The organism is Aquabacterium olei (assembly GCF_003100395.1).
Classification (GTDB): domain Bacteria; phylum Pseudomonadota; class Gammaproteobacteria; order Burkholderiales; family Burkholderiaceae_C; genus Aquabacterium; species Aquabacterium olei.
Map to the genome: position 1 here is coordinate 2,868,436 of NZ_CP029210.1, position 23,324 is coordinate 2,891,759.

Annotated in this window: 14 protein-coding genes; 5 read left to right on the forward strand and 9 right to left on the reverse strand. The window is 68.3% G+C overall.

Annotation, left to right across the window (positions count from 1 at the left end; genetic code table 11):
- Positions 1-17: 17 nt before the first annotated feature.
- Positions 18-605 carry a YqgE/AlgH family protein gene (locus tag DEH84_RS12860; RefSeq protein WP_109037208.1) on the reverse strand — a complete coding sequence of 196 codons (588 nt, stop codon included), beginning with the start codon at positions 603-605 and terminating at the stop codon, positions 18-20.
- A gap of 104 nt (positions 606-709) precedes the next feature.
- Here DEH84_RS12860 and DEH84_RS12865 point away from each other — a divergent pair, with 104 nt between their 5' ends.
- Positions 710-2,269 (forward strand): cryptochrome/photolyase family protein, encoded by a 1,560-nt coding sequence (locus DEH84_RS12865; RefSeq protein ID WP_109037209.1) that lies wholly within the window; start codon positions 710-712, stop codon positions 2,267-2,269.
- A 27-nt stretch (positions 2,270-2,296) separates the two neighbouring features.
- On the opposite strand, the gene DEH84_RS12870 is transcribed toward DEH84_RS12865, so the two are convergent.
- The 7 genes from DEH84_RS12870 to DEH84_RS12900 all read right to left on the reverse strand — a co-directional run bounded on the left by DEH84_RS12870 (position 2,297) and on the right by DEH84_RS12900 (position 14,278).
- A complete protein-coding gene (locus DEH84_RS12870; RefSeq protein ID WP_245932583.1) occupies positions 2,297-3,415 on the reverse strand; it encodes a GGDEF domain-containing protein in 1,119 nt (372 codons plus the stop codon).
- An 11-nt stretch (positions 3,416-3,426) separates the two neighbouring features.
- Entirely contained in the window at positions 3,427-10,248 is a 6,822-nt protein-coding gene (locus DEH84_RS12875; RefSeq protein ID WP_109037210.1) for a hybrid sensor histidine kinase/response regulator, read from the reverse strand.
- Positions 10,249-10,266: 18 nt separating this feature from the next.
- Positions 10,267-12,597: a methyl-accepting chemotaxis protein gene (locus tag DEH84_RS12880; protein WP_109037211.1), complete on the reverse strand. Its 2,331-nt coding sequence runs from the start codon at positions 12,595-12,597 to the stop codon at positions 10,267-10,269.
- A gap of 51 nt (positions 12,598-12,648) precedes the next feature.
- Positions 12,649-13,185, reverse strand: coding sequence for a chemotaxis protein CheW (locus tag DEH84_RS12885; RefSeq protein WP_109037212.1), 537 nt, complete (start codon positions 13,183-13,185; stop codon positions 12,649-12,651).
- Positions 13,186-13,198: 13 nt separating this feature from the next.
- The gene (locus DEH84_RS12890) at positions 13,199-13,564 is read right to left on the reverse strand and encodes a response regulator (RefSeq protein ID WP_109037213.1); all 366 of its coding nucleotides are present in this window, start codon (positions 13,562-13,564) and stop codon (positions 13,199-13,201) included.
- Between the two features lie 97 nt (positions 13,565-13,661).
- Positions 13,662-14,039, reverse strand: a complete 378-nt coding sequence (locus tag DEH84_RS12895) for a response regulator (protein ID WP_109037214.1) — start codon at positions 14,037-14,039, stop codon at positions 13,662-13,664.
- 86 nt (positions 14,040-14,125) lie between these two features.
- Positions 14,126-14,278, reverse strand: coding sequence for a rubredoxin (locus DEH84_RS12900; protein WP_109037215.1), 153 nt, complete (start codon positions 14,276-14,278; stop codon positions 14,126-14,128).
- A 129-nt stretch (positions 14,279-14,407) separates the two neighbouring features.
- Between DEH84_RS12900 and thiD the strand changes: the two genes are divergently transcribed.
- From thiD to mpl, 3 genes are all read left to right on the forward strand, one after another.
- Positions 14,408-15,355, forward strand: coding sequence for a bifunctional hydroxymethylpyrimidine kinase/phosphomethylpyrimidine kinase (thiD, locus tag DEH84_RS12905; RefSeq protein WP_109037216.1), 948 nt, complete (start codon positions 14,408-14,410; stop codon positions 15,353-15,355).
- Positions 15,345-16,637 carry a glutamate-1-semialdehyde 2,1-aminomutase gene (gene hemL, locus DEH84_RS12910; protein ID WP_109037217.1) on the forward strand — a complete coding sequence of 431 codons (1,293 nt, stop codon included), beginning with the start codon at positions 15,345-15,347 and terminating at the stop codon, positions 16,635-16,637. The genes thiD and hemL overlap by 11 nt, the downstream gene beginning before the upstream one ends.
- A gap of 115 nt (positions 16,638-16,752) precedes the next feature.
- Positions 16,753-18,129, forward strand: coding sequence for a UDP-N-acetylmuramate:L-alanyl-gamma-D-glutamyl-meso-diaminopimelate ligase (gene mpl, locus DEH84_RS12915; RefSeq protein ID WP_109038385.1), 1,377 nt, complete (start codon positions 16,753-16,755; stop codon positions 18,127-18,129).
- Positions 18,130-18,213: 84 nt separating this feature from the next.
- Here mpl and ugpQ read toward each other — a convergent pair whose 3' ends face one another.
- Complete coding sequence (gene ugpQ, locus DEH84_RS12920; protein WP_109037218.1) at positions 18,214-19,029, reverse strand: glycerophosphodiester phosphodiesterase; 816 nt, start codon at positions 19,027-19,029, stop codon at positions 18,214-18,216.
- A 285-nt stretch (positions 19,030-19,314) separates the two neighbouring features.
- Between ugpQ and DEH84_RS12925 the strand changes: the two genes are divergently transcribed.
- Positions 19,315-23,322, forward strand: a complete 4,008-nt coding sequence (locus DEH84_RS12925) for a DUF3683 domain-containing protein (protein WP_109037219.1) — start codon at positions 19,315-19,317, stop codon at positions 23,320-23,322.
- Positions 23,323-23,324 lie beyond the last annotated feature (2 nt).

Below are 23,324 nucleotides of genomic sequence, written 5' to 3' on the forward strand. Positions count from 1 at the left end.
CCCTGTGGCCTGACCGGTCATGCGTGCCCGGCCTCGCCCATCAGGAAGTGACGGTCCACCCCGAGCAGCGACAGGGCGCGGTCATAGCGCGCCTCCACCGGGGTGTTGAAGATGATGTCCGGGTCGGCGGGCACGGTGAGCCAGCCGTTGCGGGAGATCTCGTCTTCCAGTTGTCCGGCGCTCCAGCCGGCGTAGCCCAGCGTGATGAAGACCTTGCGCGGCCCGGCGCCATTGGAGATGGCCTCGAGCACGTCGCGCGAGGTGGTCATCTCGAGGCCGCCGGCGATCTTCATGGTCGAGCTGTAATGCCCGCCCTCTTCGTCCAGGCTTTCGTGCAGCACGAAACCGCGTTCGGTCTGCACCGGGCCGCCGAAGTAGACCGGTGTGCCGGCCAGGTCATCGCGGTCGAGGTTGAGGTCGACCTTCTCGAACAGGTGACGCAGATCGATCTCGATCGGACGGTTGATCACCAGGCCGAGGGCGCCCTTCTCCGTGTGCTCGCACAGGTAGACCACCGACCCGGCAAAATGCCCGTCCATCATGCCGGGCATGGCAATGAGGAACTGGTTGGACAGGTCAATCTGACGCGCGGGATCTTGAGACATGCCTGCGATTTTAGTCGTCCCGAGGTCACGGTGCCCCATCGTCCATGAAATGGGCCTGCCGGCGTGTCACAGTGCTGCATCCGTCATGCCGCCCTCGCCGTCTCATGAGTGAACACCTGGAGTCCGCCCTCGTCTGGTTCCGCCGCGATCTGCGCAGCCACGATCACGCCGCACTGTTTCATGCCCTGAAAGCCGCGCGCAAGGTGTGGTGTGTCTTTGTCTTCGATGACACCATCCTTGCCCCGCTGCCCCGGGCGGATCGGCGAGTCGCCTTCATCCGCGAGAGCCTGGTGGAACTGGATGCCGCACTGGCCGAGCTCGCCGCGCCTGCACTGCCTGCCCATGCGGCCACCAGCGGCCAGCACGCCGGCCTGATCGTGCGACACGGGAACCCGGTGCAGCTCATTCCCGCGCTGGCGGCCCAGCTGGGCGTGCAGGCGGTGTACGCCAACCACGATGACGAGCCCGACGCGCAGGCCCGCGACGCCCGCGTGCGCGGCAAGCTCAGCGACCTGGGCGTGGCGCTCTACACCTCGAAGGACCACGTGGTCTTCGAGCGCAACGAGGTGCTGACGGGCAACGATTCACCCTACGGCGTCTTCACCCCGTACAAGAACGCGTGGCTGAAGAAGCTCGACCCGTTCTACGTCAAGCCCTACCCCATCGCCCCCCATGCCGGGCGACTGGCGCCCATCCCACCGGCGGTGTGCCCCATCGGCGCGCCGCGGGTGCCCACCCTGGGCGAGATCGGCTTCGAAGACCCGGGCGAACTCAAGGTGCCGCCCGGCATGCGCGGCGCCCAGGCCCTGCTCGACGATTTCCTGAGCCGCATCGACCGCTATGACGAGACGCGCGACTTCCCCGGCATCAAGGGCCCCAGTTATCTGTCGACCCACCTGCGCTTCGGCACCGTGTCGGTCCGGCAGCTGGCGGGGCTGGCCTGGGAGCGCATGCAGGCCGGCTCGGCCGGTGCACAGACGTGGCTGGCCGAGCTCATCTGGCGCGATTTCTATCACCAGATCCTGCACCACCACCCACACGTGGTCGGCCATGCCTACAAGCGCGAGTACGACCGCATCAAGTGGGCCCATGGCGCCAAGGCCGAGGCCCACTTTCAGGCCTGGTGCGGCGGCCGCACGGGCTACCCGCTGGTGGACGCCGCCATGCGCCAGCTCAACCAGACGGGCTACATGCACAACCGCCTGCGCATGGTGACGGCCAGCTTCCTGATCAAGGATCTGGGCATCGACTGGCGGCGCGGCGAAGCCTACTTCGCCGAGAAACTGCTGGATTTCGATCTGGCGGCCAACAACGGCGGCTGGCAGTGGGCAGCGTCGACCGGCTGCGACGCCCAGCCCTATTTCCGCATCTTCAACCCCATCAGCCAGAGCGAGAAGTTCGATCCGCAGGGCCGCTTCATCCGCCGCTACGTGCCCGAGCTGGCCGCCCTCCCGGATGCGGCCTTGCACGCCCCGTGGCTGGCGCGCCCGGCCGATCTGGCTGCCGCCCAGGACGTGGTGCTGGGCCGCGACTACCCCGAACCCATCGTGCAGCACGACGAAGCCCGCGCCGAGACGCTGGCACGTTACGCGGTGGTGAAGGAAGGGGCGGAACCCGGGCGCGCCGGCGCTCGCAAGACCCCAGCGCGCAAACGCGCGAAATGAGCCCGGCACGCGGGGCGCCGGGGCCGGTCAGAACAGCTCGACGTCGCCAATGTGCTGGCCGTTGTCGGTCAGCAGGCCCGAGCGCACCAGCGACTCGAACCCCACCACCCGGTTGCGCCCCTGGTGCTTGGCCAGATAGACCGACTGGTCGGCGCGAGAGAACGCCGCGTTGGGCGTATCCTGCAGTTGCACCTCGGTGAAACCGATGCTGACCGTGACCCGACCGACCTGCGGGAAGGCGTAGCCCTCGACCAGTTCCCGGAAGCGCTCGAAGGCCCCGAAGGCGTCGGCCTCGGTGCCGCCCCGCAGCAACACCACGAACTCCTCACCGCCGAAACGGTAGAGCCGGTCGGAGTGGCGGAAGGTCTGGCGCATGATGCGGGCCAGCAGCACCAGCACCTCGTCGCCGATCAGGTGGCCGTAGCCATCGTTGACCTTCTTGAAATGGTCGATGTCGATGACGCCGAGCCAGTAGCCGGTCGTGCCGCCCACACGGCGCTCGGGCTCGACCGGCAGGCCGCCCCGCTCGGAAGGCATCGAGGCCCGCAGAAAGGTCGCGTCGAAGGTCTGGCGGTTCAGCAGGCCCGTCAGGGCATCGCGCTGGCTGGATTCCAGCAGGCTCTGAAAATTGGCGAACACGCGCAGCAGCGTCTGGATCGGGCGCAGTGCCGCCGGGGTGAGGGTGCGCTCGGAACGCACTTCGAGCACCCCGGGGGAGCCGATTTCGACCAGCAGCGGCAGCACGCAGACGAATCGCCCTTCGGCCTCCGGGCAGGCCGACCCGGGCAACTCCGTCTGGGCAATGGCCCGATTGCCGAGCGCCTGTTGCCGCAAGGGGAAATGGTCTTCGCTCGGCAGGGCATCCATGTCGGCCCAGACCGGATCGCTCACGGTGAGCTGGCCGCGCCGCGCCAGGCCGCTGCACAGCCAGTGCCGCGCTTCCTCTTCCGGCCCCACAAGGCGGTACACCCCCACGCTCACAGCCCCGAGCAATTCCAGCACCCCTTGCGCAAGGGAGACGTCCAGCAACTCGCGATCGCGCTGGGCCGTGAGGGAGGCCAGGTGCGAGATCGCGTCGTCTGCCAGCGGCTCCCCCGACGAGAAGGGCGCCGGGGCGGGGTGAGAGGGACGGTGAGAGGCGTTCACAAAGTGGACAGTCAGACCAGCTCCGGTCGCTTCAGAGCATAACGCGCAACCAGCGCCAGCAGCTCTTCTTCGCCATACGGCTTGCCAAGGTAATGGTTCGCGCCGAGCTCCATCGCGACATCGCGGTGCTTCTGGGCGATCCGGGAGGTGATCATGATGACCGGCAGATCGGCCAGCTGCCCGTCGGCGCGGACGTTGCGCAGGAGGTCGAAACCGTCCATGCGCGGCATCTCGATGTCGGACAGGACGACCGTCGGGCGCTCCTGGGCGAGGCGCTCCAGGGCTTCCAGGCCGTCCTTGGCCAGGATGACGCGGTAGCCCTCACGCACCAGCAGGCGCTGCGTGACCTTGCGCACCGTGAGGGAATCGTCCACCACCAGCACCAGCGGGGCTTCGGTCTCGGGCGCCGTCGCCGTCACATCGAGGTCGACCGTGGTCGACGGCGCGGCATGCGACAGCCAGCCTTGGGGCGATGCGCCCAGCGCCTGCAGCGAGGCCGCGGTGGCCGCCCTGGCGGCATCGCCATACACCGTGGCCAACGCCACCGGGTTGTAGATGAGGGAGACGGCACCCGACGCCAGCAGCGTCATGCCGGCCAGGCCAGGCAGGCGCGACAGTTGCGGCCCCAGGTGCTTGACCACCACTTCCTGGTTGCCCAGCACTTCATCGACGTGCAGCGCCACGCGCTGCTGCGCCGAGCGCACCACCACCACCGGCAGGCTGCGGCCGCCCTCGCTGCCGCGCGGCGACGCGCTCAGCAAGGCCCCCAGCCAGTAGAACGGCAGCACCTGATCACCGAAGGGGAAGCGGCCTTCGCGGTAGGCCTGCTCGACCTCCTGCGGACGGGCGCGGCGCACGATCTCGATCAGGTGCGTGGGCACCGCGACGGTTGCCGTGCCGAAACGCAGCATGACCACCTTCGTGACGGCCGTGGTCAGGGGCAGCACCAGCGTGAAGCTCGTGCCCTGGCCCGACGCCGAGGCGGTCTCGATGCGGCCGCCCATGGCGTTGACTTCGGAGCGCACCACGTCCATGCCGATCCCGCGGCCAGCCAGCTCCGTCACCACCTCGGCCGTCGAGAAGCCCGGCGTGAAGATGAGCTGAGCCAGCTCGGCCTCGGTGGGCTCGGCATCGGCGGCGAGCAGGCCCGAGGCACGCGCCCGGGCGGCGATGCGCTGGAGGTCGAGGCCGGCGCCGTCATCGCGGAAGGAGATGACGACTTCGTTGCCTTCCTGCTTGAGCGCCACGGTGATCTGGCCGCTGGCGTCCTTGCCCGCAGCCTGACGCTGTTCCGGCGATTCGATGCCATGGGTGATGCAGTTGCGCAGCAGGTGCTCGAATGCGCCGGTCATGCGCTCCAGCACGCCGCGGTCGACTTCGGTCTGCCCGCCCACCACGTCCAGGCGCACCTGCTTGCCGGTTTCCTTGGCCGCCTGCCGCACGACACGGTAGAGGCGATCGGACAGGCTGTCGAACTCGACCATGCGGGTGCGCAGGAGATCGTCCTGCAGGTCGCGTGTGAGGCGGGCCTGGGCGGCGAGCTGGTCTTCCGCGGTTTCCAGGTTGCGCTGCAGGGTGCGCTGCACCGTGGCCACGTCGTTGACCGACTCGGCCATCATCCGCGTCAGCTCCTGGAAGCGGGTGTAGCGGTCGAATTCGAGCGGATCGAAATTCTGGGCGGCCGCGCGGGCGGCTTCCATGCGGGTGCTCAGCTGGGTTTCAGCCTGCAGCTCGATGTCCCGCAGCTGCTGGCGCAGACGATCGAGGTTGTCGGTCAGGTCGGTCAGCGACCCACGGATCTGCCCCACCTGCGACTGCAGGCGCGTGCGGGTGATGGAGACCTCGCCAGCGTGGTTCACCAGGCGGTCGAGCAACTGAGGGCGCACGCGCACGGCGGCCTGGGACGGCTGAGCCTGTGCGTCAAGGGCGGTGCGCACGGCAGGCGCCGAGGACGGCCGATCCAGCTGCGCCCAGTCAATGCCCTGACCCATTTCGGGGAGCGATGCACCCGGTTCGTCCGACGCTGCGGCGGGCGGCACCTCGTCCACCGTGTCGGGTCGTCCGCCTTCAGACTCGTCTGCCCCAGGATGCGGCGTTGCATCGGTGTCCTGGGACAGATCGATCGCGCCATCGCCGACCGGATCGGGCGACACGGGTTCGGCAAACGGCTCGGCGGAGGCCTCGGGCCAGGGCGCCACCAGCTCCTGAGACTCCTTGTGGCGCAGCCCCTCGAACAGCTCCACGAGGCGGTCCACGCGGGACTCCAGCGGTGCGATGTCGTCTTGCTGGACGGATTCGGCAGCCAGCAGGCGCTCGATGCGCGACTCCAGCCGATGCGCGAGTTCGCCCAGGCGCATGGCACCCGCGAGGCGCGCACCGCCTTTGAAGGTGTGGAGCGTGCGCATGCAGGCCGTGGCGGCAGCCGGGTTCTCGGGCATGTCCAGCCACTGGCGGATCTGGTTGGCCAGCTGGGGCAGCAGCTCTTGCGCCTCTTCCTCGAAAATGGGGAACAGGTCCGGGTCGACGTGGTCTTCCGCATCGACGTCGGCCTCGTCATCCCAGTCGGCCTGGGTGGCGAGCGCAGAGGCGGACGGGGGGACCTGACCCGGCTGAGGCACGGGCACCTCATCCAGCGCGCGGAACTCGGGCACGCCCAGGGGGGCGGGCTGCGTATAGCCCGGGGCTGCCGCATCGAGCTCGATCACCTCGTCGGGCTGCACCATGGCGTCCGGTGAGATCGTGTCAACAGGCGTTTCGTCGCTGGCAGATGCGTCCCGGGCGTCGCTGGCTTCTGCTTCGGCAGCATCCGGCGAAGGCGCTTCCTGCGCTTCGGCGGGTTCGCCGAGATCAAGATCGATGTCGATGCCGTCCAGCGTCTCGGACGTCGGCTCGTCCAGCGGCATCAGCGGCTGGGGCTCCGTGGTCGGCTCCTCGGCATCGGCGGGCGTGTCGTCCACCTCGGTCGCGATCGGCTCATCGGCAGAATGCACCAACCGCAGGTGACCCCGGCCGGCCGGCGGGGCCAGGTCGTCGTCGCCCGACTCGATCGGATCGCCGCGCAGGCTGCGTGCCTCGAGCTGCTGCGACGCGGCCTGATCGTAGTCGGCGAGGCGGGCCAGCAGGTCCGGGTCCGGGCTCTTGAGGAAACCGGCCGCGAACTGGTGCAGCAGGCGCCGGATCTCGTCAGCGGCCTCGTTGAAGAGCGCGGCCGCGTCGGCGTCACCCGGGCCAAGCGCCTGGGAGCGCATCAGCGCGTGCTCCAGCAGGCGGGCCAACTGGGACAGCCCGGTGTAGCCCACGGTGGCCGAATTGCCGGCCAGCGAATGCGCGAGGGCGATGGTGTCGTCGCCCACGGGGTGATGCAGTTCGAGCGCCCATTCACCGAGTTGCGTGCACAGGCGGCGCGACTGTTCGTCTGCCTCGTTGAGATAGATGTTGAACAGCGGGATGCTGATGCGCAGCGGCCCCACCACCTTCACTTGTTCGTCAGAGGCTTCGGGCTCCGGCTCGGACTCAGGCGCGGATTGCACTTCCGCCCGGGCCAGAACGTCCGGCTCAACGGGGTCTTCCACGGGCGGGAGGATGTCCGGCTGCGTGGCAGAGGTCTCAGACAGATCACCAAAATCCGAAGGCTCGAGCAGATGCATCTCCGGCATCGGAAGCGCATCCCCTGCCTCGGCGGCTGGCGCCGTGGTCTCGCCATCCAGAGGGATGTCGAGCGATTCCAGGATGGGCTCGAGCGTCGGTGCCGCGTCAACCGCGTCGGTCGCGGGCACCGAGGGGAACTCCCCCAGGCCATCGTCCCCCCGCATGTCGAGATCCAGGCTCAGGCGCTCGATCAGGGTCTCGTCCGGCGCGCCCGAGTCCGCCTCCGGCACAGCGTCGGGTACCGAAGCCAGCGCCAGGTCTTCACCGGGCAGGGTCGGCTCGAAATCGAACGGGGCATGCGCCAGGGCCTCGGGTGAAGCCGGCACCGGCTCGTCCAACAGCGTCACCGGCGCCATGGCGTCTTGCGCACCAGGCAGGCGGCCCTCGTCGGCCAGCCGGGCCAGGGCCTCGCTCACCACCTCGTCCGTGGCCCAGTTGAGCACGGGCACATCGGCGGGGGTGCCATCCGGCGGCAGCGGATTGACCACAGACAGGTCGAGCGCCAGATCGAGTGACGGCAGCGGATCCGGGTCGGCAGCAGGCTCCGGCTCGGCAGCGAGATCAAGCTCCAGCACGCCCTCGGGCTCGGGCACGGCTGACAGCCCGACACGCTCGCCGCGAAGGCGCAGCGCATCCGCCGCCGCGATCACGGGTTTGGCTCGCCAAGCCGCATCGTTGCGACGGGCGATGGCGTCCGTCCAGGCGGCGAAGTGATCGAACAGTTCCTCACTCAGACCCAGCAAGTCGGCGCTCGCGGGTTCTTGCGCCGCCAGCGCCGCGTTGTAAAGCTGTTCGCAGGCCCAGGCCGCCTCGCCGTATACCGTCAGCCCGACCATGCGCGAGCTGCCCTTGAGTGTGTGGAACGCCCGGCGCACGCCCGTCATGGCCTGCACATCGGCGGCGTTGTCCCGCAGGACACTCAGCGCCTGTCTGGCTTCGGCAATGACCTCGGCAGCCTCTTCCAGGAAGATGCCGCGCATCTCGTCGTCTTCCTCCAGGCCCGTGGCCTGGGGGGCCGACACCGGCGTGGGCGCCAGTGGGGCCTGCGGCGGGAAGGCGGGGGCCTCGGGCTCGACCGGCTCGGTCTCGGGGGGCGTTAGGTCGGACAGCACCTGGGCGACCTGCTCCCGCGCGGCCTCCAGCGCGGCGTCGTCGGACTGCGCCTGGGCCTCGGCCAGCGCGGCCTGCGCTGCGGCCAGGTTGTCGGCCAGCTCGCTCTGCACCTGCAGGTGCGGCGTCTCGGCCAGCTTCTGCAGTTGCTCGCTCACGTCTTCGATTGGCGCATCGGGCTGCGCCAGGGCCTGCGCCACTTCCTCCGCCACCGCCTGGGCTTCCTCGCGGTGCACCTGCTCGACGTGCTGGGCCGCGGCTTCGACCGGATCTTCGGGCTGCACCCCCAGGCCCTTCTTCTCACGGCCCATCAGCGGCGACAGCACGCCCGAGTCCTCGTCCAGCGAGAACAGGCTCTTGGCCAGCCCGGGCTGCACGCCCATCATGTCGATCAGAAAGCCCAGCGCGCCCAGGTTGCTCGCCAGACGGTCGAACACGCCCTGGCGGGCCGCCTCATCCAGGTCGGCATCGGGTTGCAGCAGGTGTTCGACGTCACCGCGCATGCGCACGACGGCCTGCGAAGCCTGATCCAGCCCCAGCACGGCGAGCACGCCCCGCATCGACTGCAGCTGCGACGGCACGTTGACCAGCGGCGTGCGGTCCTGAGGCGCGCGGAAAAAGGCGTCGATGTGCTTCTCGGACTCGCCCAGCGTGCTGCGCAGTTCCTGCACCACGCTGCCCATGGTCTGACGGTCGGAAACCCGGCGGTACAGATCCTCCATCCAGCCCTCCAGGGGCTCGGCTGGCTGACCCGCGTTGACGTGGTCGATGCGCTCGGCCATGCGGCTCACACGCTGTACCTGCTCCGGATGCTCGAATTCGCCATCCTCCAGCGCCGCCTCCAGGTACAGCAGGCTGGTGGCCACTTCCATGGCCAGACTGGGCTCGGGCGACTGTGCCGACTGCACCGTGCGCTGCACTGCATCGACCAGGGCATCCGCCAGGCGCTCGCCACTCGGGAACAGGCGACGCAGCGAATCTCCGACCAACGAGAACTGCTCGTTGAGACCGGCCATGCGCAGCATTTCACCGGCCGCCACGGCCGACCAGCCATCCTTGGCACCGGCCACGCGCTTGGTGGCCTGCGCAATCCAGGACGGATCGAAGCGGCCCAGCGGCGAGGCTTGCAGGTCGACCGGCTGGTGGCGCTCCAGCCCGAAGGTCTGGCGCACGCGGGCCAGCACCGAACGCGGGGAGGCCGGTGCCTGCCCCGCCTGGGCGCAGAAGAACAGCAACTCGCTGGCCAGCCGGTCGGACGGCACGCCCTGCCCCTTGGCCAGACTCCGCAACTGGCTCAGCAACGAGGACAGCACCCGCTTGGCATGCACATTCAAGGGCACGTGCTGCTCGGCCACCCCTTCCAGGAAGCCGCTGGCCAGCAGCCAGGTGGCCGACTCACGGTGCGCGTGGCGCTCGGCCGCGCCACTGGCCAGTGCCGTGCAGAGTTCAGCCAGGGCCACGGCATCGGCCGGCTGGTTGCGCTTGAGCAGCGACAGCAGCCCCATCTCGAAGTCGCCGATCGTGACCTGATCGGCCTGGCGCGGCGACACGTCGTCCGGCGGCGCCAGCGGCGCTTCGAGGGACACCGTGGGCCAGTCCTGGCTCCACAGATCGGTCGGCCGCGGCAGCGGCCCGCCCGCCCGGGTGGCCAGCGCCTCGTATTGCGGGAACAGCGCCAGCGCCGACACGGGCTTGCCCGCCAGTTTGCGGCCGATGTAGTCGAGCAGGGCGAACGAGCCCCTTTCGACATCGCGCACCGCGTCTTCGGTGATGGCCTGCGGCCGGTTCACGAACTTCTGCACCACCGCCTCGCTGGCGCGCAGCAGCGTGGCGCCCGCGGACAGCCCGGCCAGCTCCAGCGCCCCGACGCCCTGATGAATCTGCTGGCGCGCCGTGCGCAGTACAGCCGGGTCGAGCGCGTCGAGGTCGGACAGCCCCGCGGCCGCCGAATCCTTCAGCACACGGTGCAGCGCCTTGTGCGCGGCATCCAGCGACTTGCGGAGCTCCTCATGCACCCAGGCCAGGGCGCTCAGGTCATCCGAGGCAAGCGGGGCGTCTTCGTGCAGGTTGTCCATGCGTCATCCCGGGTCGGGTCAGGGAGCGATCTTGAATCGGGCCACCGATTGCTGCAGTTCTTCAGCGGTCTTGGACAGCTCGCGCACGAGCTGCGTCGTCGACCGCGTGCCTTCACCGGTCTGCTCCGTCACCGCGAAGATGTGCTGGATGTTGGCCACCACCACGTTGGCGGACTCGGCCTCCTTCAACGCCTGCGACGAGATCTGCTCGATCAGTTCAGCAAGGCGGCGCGACACGCGGTCGATGTCACCCAGCGCCGAACCGGCGGCGTCAGACAGCCGGGCCCCTTCCACCACCCCTTGCGTGGAGCGCTCCATGGCGGCCACGGCGTCCTGGGTGTCGGTCTGAATGGTGCGCACCAGCGCGGCAATCTCACGGGTCGCGTCGGCCGAGCGTTCGGCCAGACGCTGCACTTCTTCGGCCACCACCGAGAAGCCACGACCGGCTTCACCGGCCGAGGCGGCCTGGATGGCGGCGTTCAGCGCCAGCACGTTCGTCTGTTCGGTAATGTCCGAGATCAGCTCGGTGATTTCGCCGATTTCCTGCGACGACTCGCCCAGCCGCTTGATGCGCTTGGAGGTTTCCTGGATCTGCTCGCGGATGGTGTTCATACCGCCGATGGCGTTCTGCACAGCCTGCAGGCCCTGGTCAGCGGCATCCAGCGACTGGCGCGCCACTTCAGCGGAATGCTGGGCCTGTGCCGACACCTCGTTGATTCGGCCGGCCATCTGCAGCACCGATTCACCGGTTTCGCGGATCTCGCGCAGCTGCTCGTCGGAGGCGGCCAGCAGTTCGGTCGACGTCGCATCCACCTGCACCGTCGTCTCGGTCACCCGCTGCACCGTGCCCTGCACCTGCGCCACCAGGGTGCGCAGCTCTTCCACCGTGAAGTTCACCGAGTCAGCGATCGCGCCCGTGATGTCTTCGGTCACGGTGGCCTGCTGTGTCAGGTCGCCTTCAGCCACCATCTGCAGTTCGTTCATCAGCCGCAGAATGGCCGCCTGGTTGGCGTCGTTCACGCGCTTGGCTTCGCGCTCCTGACGCTCGGCCTCCTGGCGCTGGAACTCGGCGATGCGAGCGCGGTGGCGCTGGTCGGTCAGGAAGACGCGCAGCAGGCCCCAGGCGGAGGCGGCCGTGGCCAGCAAGAAGACCAGAATCATGGCGACGTTCAGGCCGCCGATGCCAGCGCCGTCGTTCAGGCGCTTCTGCACCTCTTCCAGGCCCTTGCGCAGCGGCTCGGAGTCGTCGATGACGGCCACCTGGGCATCACGGGCGGCCACCAGACCCTGCAGCGAACCCAGGATGAAGGTCGACTGGGTGCGTGTGCGTTCGAAGATCTTCAGCAGCGCTTCCAGCTGCTCGCGCAGCGCCGGGTCGCGCGCGGCGCTCAGTTGCAGCTCGGCGTTGCCCGACAGCAGGCCTTCGCCGAGTTCCTTGAAGGCGTTGAGGTCCTTGCCCAGCAGGAACACGGCCTCGGTCGACACACCTTCCACCGTCAGGAATTCGTTGGCCGACTTGCCGATGCGCTGCGTCAGCATCACGAGTTGGTTCAGCGCCAGCGATTCGGCCGGGGGCACACCGCCCTTTTCGAGGCGGGCGGTGGCGATGCCTTCGGCCAGGTCCAGCAGTTCCGAAGACTGGGCGTTGACCTCGCGCAGCGCCTGGCTCACCTGCGTCAGCGTCTGCTTCTGCGACAACACGAAGTTCGCGTTCTTCTCGGCACGGTCGACCAGTTGCAGCAGGGGCGTCAGCGCCTCGCGGGCACCGCCGGACACCTCGCTGAGGCCCAGCGTGCTGTCTCCCTTGGCCAGACCCCGCACGTTCGCCGCCAGCACCTTGGCGCTCTCGGACACTTCCGAGAAGGCCTGAGCACGACCCACCAGCGCCTGGGACACCGACTTCGCCAGCCGCTGCGACTGCATCAGCGCCTGGCCGGTGGCCCCGGTCTGCGCGGCACGGCGGTCGGCAGAGTTCACCGACAGAAAGGCGCTGAGCATCAGGCCCAGCACGCCGACGGCCAGCGCGCCGCCGAGCACACGCTGCTGGCGGTCGAGGCGGAGGTGGCCCACCAGCGGCAGCCCGGACTGTGGCTCCAGGCTGGCGCCGTCCATGGCGTCGTCGCGACGGCGGTTGTCGAGGTAGTCCGCCGGGAACTCCGACGGCGCGGCCTCGGAAATCACCGAGTCGGCCGTGGTGCCGCCGGGCTGGAGGGTCGACTGCGCCGACTGCGTGTCCACAGTCTGGACGCCCGACGCCACCACCAGTCCATCGGCGCTGAGGGCCTCGGGCTGGACTTCGTCCTCTTCACGTGGCTTGCCCAGCTCCTTGATACGACTCAGGAAACTCATGTGAACTTGCTCCAAACTGACTACGGGTGTGCCTGCTGCGCGGGGTGGCGCTCAGGCATCGATCTTGAGAAACGCATCGTCGGACGCGAGTGCGGCCAGGTCCAGCTCGTACCAGACGCGGCCCTGGGGGTCGGCCAGCTCCTGGACCACAAAGTGCGGCGCGCTGCGGCCTCGCTCGGTGGGCTGCATCGCACCGGCCTGGCGCAGGCCCAGCAGGCGATCCACCAGCAGGCAGGCGTTGACCTGCAGGGTGTGGTTGAACGCAATGAGCCGCCCTGCGTCACGGGCCTGCTGCTCGGTGGGCAGGCGCGGTGTGCGCCGGCTCAGTCCGAGGAAGCCGCTGAGGTCGACCACACCATGAAGCTGGCCGCGCAGGTTGGCCACGCCAAGAAACCAGGGCTGGCTGTGCGGCACCGTCTGGACGGCGCCCAGCGGGAAGATCTCGCCGGCCTGGTCCAGCGGCAGCAGGAACCCGTGCCCGGCCATCTCGACGGCCAGCCAGTTTCGCGTGGGCGCCTGCTGACGCACCTTCTGCAGGCGGTCGGCCAGGCGCTGCTGCAGTTCCCGAAGGGCTTCCTTGTTGGCCATGTGCCCTGCCCTCTCAGCCGAAGGCCTTGATCTTCGACAGCAGCTCTTCCGGGTTCACGGGCTTGACCACGTAGTCGCGCGCGCCCTGGCGCATGCCCCAGACGCGGTCGGTTTCCTGATTCTTGCTGGAGCAGATGATCACCGGGATCGACGCGTACTGCGGATCGCGGGTGATGGTGCGCGTGAGCTGGAAGCCGTTCTGGCCGGGCATCACAACGTCCATCAGGATCAGGTCGGGCTTGTCTTCCTGCAGACGGCGCAGCGCCTCTTCGCCGTTTTCGGCCGTGCGGACCTGGTAACCCTTTTTGGTCAGCAGGTCGGACAGCACGTGCAATTCGGTCTTGGAATCGTCGACAAGCAGTATTTTCTGGATCGGCATGCAATTACCTCAACACACCACAGGCTGCCACAAGGCCGTGGCCGCATATGTTTCCAAACATTACCAGCGCGCCGGATGACGACACGCGGCGCTCACATCAGGCGCCCATGTACTGGGAGACGGCCTGCAGCAGCTGGTCTTTCGTGAACGGCTTGGTCAGATAGTCCTGTGACCCCACCATGCGGCCACGCGCCTTGTCGAACAGGCCATCCTTGGAGGACAGCATGATCACGGGCGTGCGGGCAAAACGCGGATTGCGCTTGATGATGGCGCACGTCTGGTAGCCATCGAGCCGCGGCATCAGGATGTCGCAGAAGATGACATCCGGCGCGTGGTCGTTCACTTTCGAGAGGGCGTCGAAGCCGTCTTCGGCCAGCACGACCTCATAGCCACCCTGCTTCAGGAAGATTTCGGCGCTGCGCCGGATGGTGTTGCTGTCGTCGATGACGAGCACCTTCCTGACGCTGTTTTCCATTTCAGACACGGACCCGCTCCTCCAAACTTCGAGACCCGCATCGTGGGCGGGTCGTCGTGGTCACAGCTTATATCGGCCGGAGATCGTCAGACCTGAACCATCTCAAAGTCTTCCTTGCGGGCGCCACATTCCGGGCACACCCAGTTCATCGGCACATCTTCCCAGCGGGTTCCGGCGGGAATGCCTTCTTCCGGCACGCCGGCGGCCTCGTCATAAATCCAGCCACAGATCAGGCACATCCAGGTTCGGAATTCGGTCACGTCTGCAAGTTCAGCTTGAATACAATGGGCCGATTGTAGCCACCCCCCGCCCCGGCGAATCCCAGGGTTTGTGGGCACGGCCCGCCCATCTGAGATACCGTTGAACGCATGAATTCACCCCAGAACAGCGCTGAAACCGCCCCGGTTGCCGGCGAACAGGATTCCGGTGCGCCGGCATGCGTCCTGAGCTTCAATGCCAATGACCCGAGCGGTGCGTCCGGCATCGGCGCAGACATTGCCACGATTGCCGCCATGGGCGCCCACGCCCTGCCGGTGGTCACCAGCCTGCTGATCCGCGACACAGCCGAAGTGTTCGAGTCGCACGAGATCGACCCCGATGCCGTGGTCGATCAGGCCCGCTCCATCCTCGAAGACTGCACCATTGCCGCCTGGAAGGTGGGCTTTCTGGGCAGCGCCGAGGGGGTCAGTGCCGTGGCCGAGATCCTGTCGGATTACTCCGACGTGCCGCTCGTGTCCTTCCTCCCCAACCTGTCGTGGATGGACGAAGACCCGCAGATGGCCTACCTGGATGCCTTCCGCGAACTCATCCTGCCTGCCACGCGGGTGTTGGTCGGCAGCCACAAGACGCTGACCGACTTCCTGCTGCCCGAGTGGGACGCCGAGCGCCAGCCTTCCGCACGCGAGCTGGCCGTGGCCGCCGGCGAACTGGGTGCCGACTATGTGCTCGTCACCGGCATCCAGCTGCCCGACCAGTTCATCGACAACGTGCTGGCCTCCCCTCAGGGTGCGCTGTGCGGCGAGCGCTTCGAGCGCTTCGACACCGCCTTCGTGGGCGCCGGCGACACGCTCTCGGCTGCGCTGGCCGCCATCCTGTCGTCGGGCACCGAGCTCGACGTCGCCGTGTCCGAGGCGCTGAGCTTCCTCGACCAGGCCCTGGACGCCGGCTTCCGCCCCGGTATGGGCGGCGTCGTCCCCGACCGCTTCTTCTGGGCCCTGCCGCCCGGCGAGCAACCCGCCGAGGGCGAAGCCGCCCCGGAACAGGGTCCTACGCTCGACGACACCACGACACCGCCTTCTTCCCGCCATGTCCACTAACACCCAGCTGTTCGAGCGCGCCCAGCGCGTCATCCCGGGCGGCGTGAACTCGCCCGTGCGCGCCTTCCGCGCCGTCGGCGGCACGCCCCGTTTCATCCAGCGTGCCCAGGGCGCCTACATGTGGGATGCCGAAGGCACCCGCTACATCGACTACATCGGCTCGTGGGGTCCGATGATCCTGGGCCACGGTCACCCCGACGTGCTCGAGGCCGTGCAGAAGGCGGCCGTCGACGGTTTCTCGTTCGGCGCCCCCACCGAGCGCGAGGTCGAACTGGCCGAGGCCATCCTGGCCCACGTGCCCAGCGCCGAACAGGTGCGCCTGGTCAGCTCGGGCACCGAAGCCGGCATGAGCGCCATCCGCCTGGCGCGCGGCGTCACTGGCCGCAGCAAGCTGATCAAGTTCGAGGGCTGCTACCACGGCCACGCCGACGCCCTGCTGGTCAAGGCCGGATCAGGTCTGGCCACCTTCGGCCACCCCACCAGCGCCGGCGTGCCCCCCGAGGTGGTGCAGCACACGCTGGTCCTCGAGTACAACAACATCGAGCAGATCGAGCAGGCGTTTGCCACCCAGGGCGATGAGATCGCCTGCGTGATGATCGAGCCGATCGCCGGCAACATGAACTTCGTGCGCGCCAGCGTGCCCTTCGTGAAACGCATCCGCGAGCTGTGCGACCAGCATGGCGCGCTGTTCGTGTTCGACGAGGTGATGAGCGGCTTCCGCGTGGCCCTGGGCAGCGCGCAGAGCCTGTATGCGCAGGCCATCCCCGGCTTCCGCCCGGACATCAGTGTGTTCGGCAAGGTCATCGGCGGCGGCATGCCGCTGGCCGCATTTGCCAGCACCCGGGCCATCATGTCCAAGCTGGCCCCGCTGGGCCCGGTCTACCAGGCTGGCACGCTGTCGGGCAACCCGGTGGCCACGGCCTGCGGCCTGACCACGCTCAGGCTCATCGGCCAGCCCGGCTTCTTCGACGCGCTCGGCGAACGCACCCGCAGCCTGATGTCCGGCCTGGACGGCGCCGCCCAGGCCGCCGGCATCGACTTCTGCACCGACAGCCAGGGCGGCATGTTCGGCTTCTTCTTCGCGCCCGAGCTGCCGCAGCACTACCAGGCCGTGATGGCGCGCGGCACCGACACGTTCAACCGCTTCTTCCACCTGATGCTGGACCAGGGCGTGTACCTGGCCCCGGCCATGTACGAAGCGGGCTTCGTGAGCGCGGCACACACCGAGCAGGACATTGCCGACACGGTGGCGGCTGCGGCCAATGCCTTTCGCCAACTCTGAAACGGCCTGAGGGCTTCCCGGCCCTCGTCCTTTCAGCCCAGGGCCACCCCACAGCGGGTGGCCTTTGCATTCAGAAGCACGGTGGGGCCCGGGTGCGCTGCCTACAATGCGCGCCATGCACATCCACATCCTTGGCATCTGCGGCACCTTCATGGGTGGCGTGGCCGCCCTGGCCCGTGAAGCGGGCCACCGCGTGACCGGCTGCGACGCCGGCGTCTACCCACCGATGAGCGATCAGCTCCGTGCCCTGGGCATCGAGCTGATCGAAGGCTACACGGTGGACCAGCTTGCGCTGAAGCCCGACCTGTTCGTGATCGGCAACGTCGTCAGCCGGGGCAACCCGCTGATGGAAGCCATTCTGGACGGGGGGCTGCCCTACACCAGCGGCCCGCAGTGGCTCAGCGAGAACGTGCTGCAGGGTCGCCATGTGCTGGCCGTGGCCGGCACGCACGGCAAGACGACGACCACGTCGATGCTGACCTGGATCCTGGAATACGCCGGCAGGCAGCCGGGCTTTCTGGTGGGCGGCGTGCCCCAGAACTTCGGCGTGTCGGCCCGTCTGGGCGACACCCGCACCGAAACGCGCCCGGCCAGCGGCCACCCCTTTGTCATCGAGGCCGACGAGTACGACACGGCCTTCTTCGACAAGCGCAGCAAGTTCGTGCACTACCGCCCGCGCACGGCGGTGCTCAACAACCTCGAGTTCGACCACGCCGACATCTTTGCCGACCTGGCCGCCATCGAGACCCAGTTCCACCACCTGGTGCGCACCGTGCCGGCAGGCGGCCGGCTGGTTGTCAATGCGCGTGAAGAGGCCCTGCAGCGCGTGCTGGACCGCGGTTGCTGGAGCGACGTGGCCCGCTTCGGCGTGCGCGGCGACACGCCGGGCTTCCGCGCCCGCGGCGAGCCCCATGCTTTTGACGTGCTCAAGGCCGGCGTGCTGGTGGGCCGCGTGGAGTGGGCGCTGCTGGGCGAGCACAACCAGATGAACGCGCTGGCCGCCATTGCCGCCGCCGAACACGTCGGCGTGACGCCGCAGCAGGCGTGCGAGGCGCTGGGGCAGTTCGCCAACGTCAAGCGCCGCCTGGAACACCGCGGCGACGTGCGCGGCATCACCGTGTACGACGACTTCGCCCACCACCCGACGGCCATCCGCACCACGGTGGACGGCCTGCGCCGCAAGGTAGGGCCGGATGCGCGCATCCTGGCGGTGTTCGAGCCGCGCTCCAACACCATGAAGCTGGGCACCATGAAGGCGCTGCTGCCGTGGTCGCTGGAAGAGGCCGACCTGGCCTTCTGCCACAGCGGCGGCCTGGGCTGGGACGCCAATGAGGCGCTGGCCGAGATGGGCGCACGCGCCGTGGTGGCCGACACCATCGACGCGCTGGTGGCCAAGGTCACCAAGGTGGCGCGCCCCGGCGACCAGATCCTGTGCATGAGCAACGGCGGTTTCGGCGGCATCCACGACAAGCTGCTGGCCGCACTGGCCTGACGCTCCCCGCACGCACCAAGCAAAACGGCGACCCCGCAAGGTCGCCGTTTTACTTCGGGGGCATCCCGCGCCTGGGGCCGCCGCTCAGACAGCCAGTGCGTCGGCCGCCAGCGTCATCAGCCGCGCAGGGTTGGCGCCCAGGCGCGCCTGCGGCTCGAAGGTGTCCACACGGTCGGTGATCAAACCGTCCAGCCCCGACAGCCACAGCGCCGCCGCCTGGCCCGGCTCGTTGACGGTGTAGGTCAGCACCTTCAGGCCAGCCGCCTGCGCCGCGCGGATGCGTTCGCGATCCAGTTCGGGGTGGTGCACGACGATGGCCTGACAGCCCAGGTCGAGGGCCAGCTTGACACCATCGACCGCCCAGCGCTCGAGCAGCAGTGCGCGGGGCAGGTCCGGGCACGTGCGCTGCACCGCCCGCAGCGCTTCGACACTGAAGGAGCTCAGCAAGGGCTTCACGTGGGCGTGGGCCCAGAGCCGTGCCACATGTTCGGCGACGACGCGACCGGTGCGCTGTTCGTCACCCGGGGTGGGTTTGATCTCGAGGTTGACCAGCAGGCCGAGCGACTGCAGCCAGCGCGAGAGCGCCTCCAGACGCAGCAGCGGCTCGCCGGCGTACATGCGCCCGTGCCAGCTGCCCGCATCCAGGCGGGACAGCGCATCCCAGGGCTGTGCGCCGGCCAGGCCCTGCCCGTTCGTGGTGCGATCGAGTTCCGCGTCGTGCAGCAGGAAAGGCTCACCGTCGGCGCTGAGCTTCACATCGCATTCGAACATGGCAAACCCGTGCTCGGCCCCCATGCGGAAGGCCGCGAGGGTGTTTTCCGGCGCCAGCTTGCCGGCACCACGGTGGGCGATCCAGCAGGGATAGGGCCAGGCGGGGGTCGATCGGGAAGAAGGGCTCATGACTGCTTGATAAGAGACCGGTGGAACGGGGATGCCCCTTCGCCACCAGCCTCGGCCGCCGGAGAGAAACATCGCATGACAGTCAGGATAGCCATTCTGCGCCCGGGGCAAAGCCCGCCACAAGGCCGTGAGGAGTGCCCATTTCTGGCGCATGGGGGATAGGGGTGCGGTACCATCTCGCCTCAGGCGCGAAAACCACCCCCACTGGACAACGTGCCTGGGTGCACCCCCGGCCCCAGGCGCGTTCATCTTTTCTGTATCAGGCACTTCGCACCTGGCGCCCGCATGAACGCACTGACCGAGCTGACCCACATGACCGCCCAGGCCGCCGACGCTCACGCCGCCGGCCAGCCCCGCCTGCGCGAGATCCCCTACAACTACACCTCCTTCTCGGATCGCGAAATTGTCCAGCGTCTGCTGGGCCAGCGCGTCTGGGAGGTTCTGAGCCAGCTGCGCACCGAGCGCCAGACAGGCCGCTCGGCCCGCATGCTCTACGAGGTCCTGGGCGACATCTGGGTGGTGCAGCGCAACCCCTATCTGCAGGACGACCTGCTGGACAACCCCAAGCGCCGCGGTCAGCTGATCGACGCCCTGCATCACCGCCTCGGCGAGGTCGACAAGCGCCGCACGCCGAGCGCCGACGCCTCGCGCGACAAGCTCGTGGCCGAGCTGCTGGATGCGGCCCGTGTGGCCGTGGACCGCTTCGCGCGCGCCTTCGACGAGATGGGCGCCCTGCGCGAGCGCACCACGCGTGTCCTGCGCAAGGTCACCCGCGGCGACAACATCAAGTTCGACGGCCTGAGCCGCGTCTCGCACGTGACGGACGCCACCGACTGGCGCGTCGAGTACCCCTTTGTCGTCTTGACGCCGGACACCGAGGCCGAAATGGCCGCGCTGGTCAAGGGCTGCGTCGAACTCGGGCTCACCATCATCCCGCGCGGGGGTGGCACCGGCTACACCGGCGGCGCCGTGCCGCTGACCTGGAAGAGCGCGGTGATCAACACCGAAAAGCTCGAACAGATGACCGAGGTCGAGCTGGTCGACCTGCCCGGCGTGGCGCACAAGGTGCCCACCATCTGGACCGGCGCCGGCGTCGTCACCCAGCGCGTGGCCGATGCGGCCGAGCGTGGCGGCTACGTCTTCGCGGTCGACCCGACCTCGGCCGAGGCCAGCTGCATCGGCGGCAACATCGCGATGAACGCGGGCGGCAAGAAGGCCGTGCTGTGGGGCACCGCGCTGGACAACCTCGCCTCGTGGCGCATGGTCACGCCCGATGCCGAGTGGCTGGAAGTGGTCCGCATCGACCACAACCTGGGCAAGATCCACGACGTGGCCGAAGCCCGCTTCGAGCTGCACTACTTTGCGGCCGACGGCAAGACACCGCTGCGCACCGAAACCCTGGTCATCCCCGGCAGCGTCTTCCGCAAGGAAGGCCTGGGCAAGGACGTCACCGACAAGTTCCTGGCCGGCCTGCCCGGCATCCAGAAGGAAGGCTGCGACGGCCTGATCACCAGCGCGCGCTGGGTCGTGCACCGCATGCCCAAGCACGTGCGCACGGTGTGCCTGGAGTTCTTCGGCAACCCGACGGAATGCGTGCCGTCGATCGTCGACATCAAGGACTTCATGTTCGAGGAGATGAAGCAGCCGGGCGGCGCCATCCTGGCCGGCCTGGAGCACCTCGACGACCGTTACCTGCGCGCCGTGGGCTACGCCACCAAGAGCAAGCGCAATGTGGGCGGCTCGGGCCTGCCCAAGATGGTCCTGATCGGCGACATCGTCGGTGACGACGAAGACCGCGTGGCGCGCGCCACCAGCGAAGTCATCCGCCTGGCCAACGGCCGCTCGGGTGAAGGCTTCGTGGCCGTCAGCGCCGACGCCCGCAAGAAGTTCTGGGCCGACCGCAAACGCACCGCCGCCATCGCCAAGCACACGAACGCCTTCAAGGTGAACGAAGACGTCGTGATCCCGCTGCCGCGCATGGGCGAGTACACGCTGGGCATCGAGCGCATCAACATCGAGCTGAGCCTGCGCAACAAGCTCGCGCTGCTGGATGCCATCGACGCCTTCTTCGGCAGCGGCCGCCTGACCGTGGCCGCCGCGCTGCGCAAGGCCGAAGACCCGATCGAGCTGCCGACCGCCGAGCAGCTGGAAGAGAAGATCGCCGCGGCCCAGGCCCATCTGGCCGAGGTGCGCGCGCGTTGGACCTTCCTGCACGACCAGCTCGACACCCCGCTGGCCGAGGTGGACGACCGCCTGGCCGCCCTGGGCTACACCCAGCACCGCGATGGCCGCTACGCCCCGCAGGCGGGCGACACGGTCTTCAACCTGCTGCAGACCTGGTCGGTGCGCGTGAGCTGGAAGCGCGAAGTGCGCGACGAGCTGGCCAAGGTGTTCAACGGCATGGTGCTCGGCGGCGTGGTCGACGAGCTCAAGCGCATCCACAAGCAGGTGCTGCGCGGCCGCGTGTGGGTGGCCCTGCACATGCACGCCGGTGACGGCAACGTGCACACCAACATCCCGGTCAACAGCGACAACTACGAGATGCTGCAGACGGCGCACGAAGCCGTGGCGCGCATCATGCAGCTGGCGCGTTCGCTGGACGGCGTCATCTCGGGCGAACACGGCATCGGCATCACCAAGCTCGAGTTCCTGACCGACGAGGAGATGGCCAACTTCACGGCCTACAAGCAGAAGGTCGACCCGGAAGGCCGCTTCAACAAGGGCAAGCTGCTGCGCGGCCAGGCCCTGCGCGCGCTGGGCGACGACGTGCACGCCGCCGACCTGACCGAGGCCTACACCCCGTCGTTCGGGCTGATGGGCCACGAGTCGCTGATCATGCAGCAGAGCGACATCGGCGACATCGCCGAGAGCTTCAAGAACTGCCTGCGCTGCGGCAAGTGCAAGCCGGTGTGCGCCACCCACGTGCCGCGCGCCAACCTGCTCTACAGCCCGCGCAACAAGATCCTGGCCACCTCGCTGCTGATCGAGGCCTTCCTGTACGAAGAGCAGACGCGCCGCGGCGTGTCGATCAAGCACTGGGCCGAGTTCGAGGACGTGTCCGACCACTGCACGGTCTGCCACAAGTGCGTGACGCCCTGCCCCGTCAACATCGACTTCGGTGACGTGTCGATGGCGATGCGCAGTCTGCTGACCAAGATGGGCAAGAAGAGCTTCCGTCCCGCGGCGGCAGCCGGCATGCTGATGCTCAATGCCACGAACCCGCAGACGATCAAGTTCGTGCGCAGCGCCGTGGTCGATGTGGCGATGCCGCTGCAGCGCATGGCCAACGACGTGCTCAAGCTGGCCGCGCGCAAGCAGACGAGCGCGCCGCCGGCCACCCATGGCAAGGCCCCGTTGAAGGAAGAGGTCATCCACTTCATCAACAAAAAGATGCCGGGTGGCCTGCCGAAGAAGACCGCGCGCGCGCTGCTGGACATCGAGGACAAGAACTACGTCCCCATCATCCGTGACCCGAAGCAGACCACGGCCGACACCGAGGCGGTGTTCTACTTCCCCGGCTGCGGCTCCGAGCGCCTGTTCAGCCAGGTGGGGCTGGCCACGCAGGCCATGCTGTGGCATGCCGGCGTGCAGACGGTGCTGCCCCCGGGCTACCTGTGCTGCGGCTACCCCCAGCGCGGCGCCGGCCAGGCCGACACCGCCGAGAAGATGATCACCGACAACCGGGTGCTGTTCCACCGCGTGGCCAACACGCTGAACTACCTGGACATCAAGACGGTGGTGGTGAGCTGCGGCACCTGCTATGACCAGCTGCAGGGTTACCAGTTCGACAAGATCTTCCCGGGCTGCCGCATCATCGACATCCACGAGTACCTGCTCGAAAAAGGCATCACCCTGCAGGGCAAGGGCGCCTTCCTGTACCACGACCCCTGCCACACGCCGATGAAGCTCCAGGACCCGATGAAGACGGTCAAGGCGCTGGTGGGCGATGGCGTGATCAAGTCGGAGCGCTGCTGCGGCGAATCGGGCACCTTCGCGGTCAACCGGCCGGACATCTCCACCCAGGTGCGCTTCCGCAAGACCGAGGAAGTGCGCAAGGGCGAGGCGGCCCTGCGCGACCAGGGTCTGGTGGGCCCGAAGGACAACGTCAAGATCCTGACATCCTGCCCGTCGTGCCTGCAAGGCCTCACCCGCTATGGTGAAGACACGCAGAACGGCCTGCTGGAAGCCGACTACATCGTGGTCGAGATGGCCAGGCAGATCCTGGGCGAGAACTGGATGCGTGAGTACGTCGACCGGGCCAACGCCGGCGGCATCGAGCGCGTGCTGGTCTGACC

Excerpts from the sequence above, each read along its gene's own strand:
- DEH84_RS12885 (WP_109037212.1), bottom strand. The coding sequence starts at position 13,185 with ATGGCCAACAAGGAAGCCCTTCGGGAACTGCAGCAGCGCCTGGCCGAC.
- DEH84_RS12880 (WP_109037211.1), bottom strand. The coding sequence starts at position 12,597 with ATGAGTTTCCTGAGTCGTATCAAGGAGCTGGGCAAGCCACGTGAAGAG.
- DEH84_RS12900 (WP_109037215.1), bottom strand. The coding sequence starts at position 14,278 with ATGTGCCTGATCTGTGGCTGGATTTATGACGAGGCCGCCGGCGTGCCG.
- DEH84_RS12875 (WP_109037210.1), bottom strand. The coding sequence starts at position 10,248 with ATGGACAACCTGCACGAAGACGCCCCGCTTGCCTCGGATGACCTGAGC.
- mpl (WP_109038385.1), top strand. The coding sequence starts at position 16,753 with ATGCACATCCACATCCTTGGCATCTGCGGCACCTTCATGGGTGGCGTG.
- DEH84_RS12895 (WP_109037214.1), bottom strand. The coding sequence starts at position 14,039 with ATGGAAAACAGCGTCAGGAAGGTGCTCGTCATCGACGACAGCAACACC.
- hemL (WP_109037217.1), top strand. The coding sequence starts at position 15,345 with ATGTCCACTAACACCCAGCTGTTCGAGCGCGCCCAGCGCGTCATCCCG.
- ugpQ (WP_109037218.1), bottom strand. The coding sequence starts at position 19,029 with ATGAGCCCTTCTTCCCGATCGACCCCCGCCTGGCCCTATCCCTGCTGG.
- DEH84_RS12865 (WP_109037209.1), top strand. The coding sequence starts at position 710 with ATGAGTGAACACCTGGAGTCCGCCCTCGTCTGGTTCCGCCGCGATCTG.
- DEH84_RS12925 (WP_109037219.1), top strand. The coding sequence starts at position 19,315 with ATGAACGCACTGACCGAGCTGACCCACATGACCGCCCAGGCCGCCGAC.
- thiD (WP_109037216.1), top strand. The coding sequence starts at position 14,408 with ATGAATTCACCCCAGAACAGCGCTGAAACCGCCCCGGTTGCCGGCGAA.
- DEH84_RS12890 (WP_109037213.1), bottom strand. The coding sequence starts at position 13,564 with ATGCCGATCCAGAAAATACTGCTTGTCGACGATTCCAAGACCGAATTG.
- DEH84_RS12860 (WP_109037208.1), bottom strand. The coding sequence starts at position 605 with ATGTCTCAAGATCCCGCGCGTCAGATTGACCTGTCCAACCAGTTCCTC.